The organism is Glycomyces buryatensis (assembly GCF_004912275.1).
GTDB classification, from domain to species: domain Bacteria; phylum Actinomycetota; class Actinomycetes; order Mycobacteriales; family Micromonosporaceae; genus Glycomyces; species Glycomyces buryatensis.
Map to the genome: position 1 here is coordinate 1 of NZ_STGY01000063.1, position 3,537 is coordinate 3,537.

The 3,537-nt window shown below is 66.6% G+C and carries 4 protein-coding genes and 1 pseudogene; 3 read left to right on the forward strand and 2 right to left on the reverse strand.

The annotated features are described in order from the left end of the window. Window positions 1-1,154: 1,154 nt before the first annotated feature. Together FAB82_RS16955 and FAB82_RS16960 are read left to right on the forward strand one after the other, a co-directional pair. On the forward strand, window positions 1,155-1,745 hold the full coding sequence (locus tag FAB82_RS16955) for an AAA family ATPase (RefSeq protein ID WP_136535726.1): 591 nt from the start codon (window positions 1,155-1,157) through the stop codon (window positions 1,743-1,745). 8 nt (window positions 1,746-1,753) lie between these two features. Next, on the forward strand, window positions 1,754-2,314 hold the full coding sequence (locus FAB82_RS16960; protein WP_136535727.1) for a hypothetical protein: 561 nt from the start codon (window positions 1,754-1,756) through the stop codon (window positions 2,312-2,314). Between the two features lie 45 nt (window positions 2,315-2,359). Here FAB82_RS16960 and FAB82_RS16965 read toward each other — a convergent pair. Further along, window positions 2,360-2,620, reverse strand: a pseudogene (locus FAB82_RS16965) (helix-turn-helix domain-containing protein); the annotation flags it as partial. Window positions 2,621-2,774: 154 nt separating this feature from the next. Here FAB82_RS16965 and FAB82_RS16970 point away from each other — a divergent pair. Then, window positions 2,775-3,140: a VOC family protein gene (locus FAB82_RS16970; protein ID WP_136535729.1), complete on the forward strand. Its 366-nt coding sequence runs from the start codon at window positions 2,775-2,777 to the stop codon at window positions 3,138-3,140. A gap of 89 nt (window positions 3,141-3,229) precedes the next feature. On the opposite strand, the gene FAB82_RS16975 is transcribed toward FAB82_RS16970, so the two are convergent. Continuing rightward, the gene (locus FAB82_RS16975) at window positions 3,230-3,502 is read right to left on the reverse strand and encodes a hypothetical protein (RefSeq protein WP_136535730.1); all 273 of its coding nucleotides are present in this window, start codon (window positions 3,500-3,502) and stop codon (window positions 3,230-3,232) included. Window positions 3,503-3,537: the final 35 nt, after the last annotated feature.

The following is a 3,537-nucleotide window of genomic DNA, read 5'->3' on the forward strand; positions in this document are numbered from 1 at the left end:
CAACGCCGACCATAGCGGGAGTCATGCGCTACCAGGCATAGTCGCGAAGCACGCCCTGTTCGGAAGGGGCTGTGAGCGGTGTCTGGGCCGAGGGGCGAGGCATGCCCTCCAAGGAATGACCCGCGGAGCGTGCCGGACCTGTAGGCGAAGCACACCCTCTACGGCAGGGCATGCGAAGCGTGCCAGGCCAAGGACGGGGAAGTCTCCCAAGCGGAGCCTGTCTGCACACCAGAGGGGGCACGGGACCGAAGCGACAAGGACACGGGAAGGCGGTGGCAAGGACAGGACCGGCCGGTGATCACGATGCCCGTTAGTGGGGCTGTGCTCGGCCGAACGGACCGGGCAGCGGGACACTCGTTGAACGGCAACGTTCCACCGGAACGGACCGGTGAACGGGACGCTCGTTGATCGACCTCGCTCTGCCGGAACGGAACCGGTGAGCCGAACGGACCGGTGAGCGGGAGGCGCCTCGATGGGCTTGGCCCGGCCGGGGAACGGACCGGCGGAAGACGCGAAGCCCCTGAACGGGGGCAAGCGCACGACCGAGCGACGCGAAGGCCTAGGGCCGATACGTGATGCCCGAAGCGGAACAAGGGAAGGAGGCACGACGGCCATGAACACCATGCCGACCATGCAGGCCATGACGGACCCGAGCTCGAGCTCGACCGCGCCTCGCGCCTACCCCTTCCGACAGCCCCGCACGCGCGGCCCGGCCGCGGAAGCCACCGGCCCCGGCCGGGTCGCCGCTCCGCCGAGCCTGGCCCCGCCGCAACGCATTCCGACTCGACCCCGGCAACGCACCCAGGACCGACCTTCCACCACCCCATCGTTGAAGGCCCGAACCCCAACCGACCACCGGCCGGCCCCGGCGGCGCACCGGCAACCGCATTGCCACCACTCCATCGCTGACGGCTCGAACGCCGACCGAAGACCGGCCCGACCCCGGCAACGCACCCAGGGGCGGTCACTACACCACTCCGTCGTTGACTGCCTGAACCGCAATGGAAACGCTGCCGGGCCCTGCAACATACCGGCGACCGGCCGGCCACCACTCCATCGGCGAAGGCCCGAAGCTTCACTGACTGTCAGCCCCGCTTCGTCCATTGGGCAGAATTCGGTTTGCGGCCGCTCCGAGTCTGGGGCAGTCTGTTGCGATGACTGACGTTGAGACTGTTGAGAATCTGGCCGGATGCCTGCTGATCACCGGCACGCCCGGGGCGGGCAAGACCACGGTGACGCAGATGGTGGCCGAGCGGCTGCCGCGCGCGGCCCGGCTGGACGCGGACGTGTTCGGCATGATGCTCGTCAGCGGCTGGGCGAACATGCTCGACCACGAGGGCAACTGGAACCCCGGGCCCGAGGGCAAGCGGCAGTTGCGGCTGCGGATGGTCAACGTGTGCTCGACCGCGGACAACTTCGCCGAGGCGGGCATCACTCCAGTGGTCGACCAAGTCGTGGAGACGAGAGAGGAACTGGCCTTCATCGCGGGGCGGTTGCGGGCACGGCCGCTGATGCTGGTCGTGCTGTGCCCGCCGCTGGAGGTGGCCCGGCACCGCAACGAGACCCGCCAGATCGGCGGAGTCGGGTACGACTTCGCCCCGTTGGCCCAGAACCAGCGACGGGAACTGGGTGATCTGGGCTGGTGGCTCGACTCAGGCGAGCTGACCGCGGAGGAGACTGCCGACCTGATCGTGGCCGAGGCCGCCAAGCGTGCCGTCATCACGGAGGCGCAATTGCGGGCGTAGGCCGAGCTGTGGTTACGTTGTCGATCATGAGAATCCCATTCAGCGATGCCGAGCTGTCCGGACAAATCCACATCGACATCGCCCCAACCGGAGACCCTGACGAGGTCGGCACCGGTTCGGGCGCGACCGATCTGCCGCACTGCACTGCGCTCGTCGACTATGCCGGGCAGGGCTACAACGCCTTCTTCGGCTGGATTCAGGCGGTCCGCTCGACCGACAATGCCTCCGGCGGCAAGGATTTCGAGATGGACCCGCTCGACAGCCTCGGTTCCCTACCGCACCCCTTCTGCTTCGCAGGCCACAAACCGACTCTCTTCGACGCCCCATCTCGGATTTCCCGCGCCGATCTGGAGTGGACCGCGCATGCTTTCTTGTGTCGCGGTCCGGAAGTCCCCAGCTTCACGGCCCGCGCCCTGGCAGGGTTCAGTTGGGGTTTCAGCATCAAGTCCGGGCAGGTCACCATTGCCGCGCCGACAGTGTTGACGGCCGAGGACTGGAACCGTCTCGCCCCCACTCTGCAAGATGCCTACCCCACATGGCAGTTCCCGCTCGAATTCCACCGCGGCTGACCGCACACGGGCAATCCATCGAGATCACCGCAGTTGCAGACGCACCAGGCAGTCGACCGCGCCCTGATCTGGTCTATTGGAGGTCCCGAACAAGGCCGCGAGCTGACGCATCGTGAGGTTGGTGCGCCAGTAGGCGGCGACCAGCAGCACCCGGTCCTCGAAGGTCAGCTTCCAGGGCCGGCCTTTGAGCGCGGGGTCGGCGCCCTCTCGGCGGAGCTGGCGGACGAGCTTGGCGAACAGGCGCGGGTTCAACCCGCTGAACAGGAGCACCATCGTCTCGTCCGCCGCACTGATCACACCAACCACGCACGCATGATCCCATGCGTCCCAATGAGATCAGGAGAGAGCTCAGCTGCTTTGCGCGATCAGCGCCAGCAAGTTGCCCTCGGGCGGTGTCCCAGATGTCAGACGAGCTAGCAGGGCGTGACTGCGCTCCGCACCCTGTCCGTAAGCTGCGGCGGTGACTCATACTTCCCTCGCCAAGCTGCGGCTCGGCACGATCGTGTTCAACGTTGTGGATCTTGCGGCCGCGGAGGCATTCTGGTCGGAGGCGCTGGGCCTTCGCCGCTTGGCGCATGAGAAGACGTGGATCCTGCTCGGTGCCGACGACTCCATCTCGCTCTTCCTGCAGGCCGTGGATGAGATGCCACAGTCGGGACAAGGCGTGCACGTCGATCTGGAGACCCCCGAAATGGAAGCGGAGATCGGTCGACTGGTCGGGATGGGCGCAGCAGTGGTTGCCCGACGTTCCGAGTTCGGCACGACCTGGACCACGATGCGAGACCCGGCCGGCTACCTGTTTGACGTCGTCGAACACGCCAACTGAAGGAAGAGGTCGAGCGGCACCACCGCACGGTGTACGAACGAACAGGCAGCCGCTCGGCTCCCCCGATACCTCAACTTCCGGGACATCGCTTAGGCCTCCGCGATGACCTTGCGGGCCTGCTCCTGAATCCATTGGCACCATTCGTCGCCGTTCCAGGCGCCGCGCCATTTGGTGGGCTCGCCGGGTTTGTTCGAGAAGGTGCAGACCTCATTGGGGCCGTTGCCGTCATCGCAGTCGACGCGGTAGCGGTTCGGAGCCGGGTGGCCGCTGATCTTGAAGACGGTGAAGGCGGCCGGGCCCCTTTTGAATGAGCCCATGCGGCGCTCCCCACCCGGCGGAAGATCGAAAGCGGTCTTAGCCATTGCTGTCAGTCTGGGGTCGTACCGTTTGAAGCCAC